This window comes from Oleiphilus sp. HI0128, from assembly GCF_001635365.1.
In genome coordinates this window covers 1-267 of record NZ_LWGG01000545.1, presented here as the reverse complement: position 1 = coordinate 267, position 267 = coordinate 1, and the positions used below count along the sequence as shown (strand labels likewise).

Here is a 267-nt window from a genome sequence, read left to right as displayed (position 1 = left end):
TCGGCCATATAGTTTGTGCTGGAGCCAAAAGGATGTGTCTGGTGACAAGCCATACATGGATTGTGCTTTGCTTCATGTTTGGTATAACACTGAGGAGGGACAATCGCTTCTTTGTTATAGGTAATGCCATCTTCCGTCGCACGAAGCTGACCTGATGTTCCCTCATTAATCTCTGTCGGGAAATTAAGACTCGCTAATAGCTCTGTTTCAGCATCAGGGTCATTTTGTGTGTTGTTCTTGCTCGTATTCGAATCACTGCTACAAGCA

General features: G+C 44.6%; 1 protein-coding gene. It reads right to left on the bottom strand.

Going from position 1 to position 267, the window contains the following annotated elements; translation table 11 throughout:
• A partial coding sequence (locus A3763_RS28335) for a hypothetical protein (RefSeq protein WP_197482812.1) occupies positions 1 to 267 on the bottom strand: 267 nt, incomplete at both ends.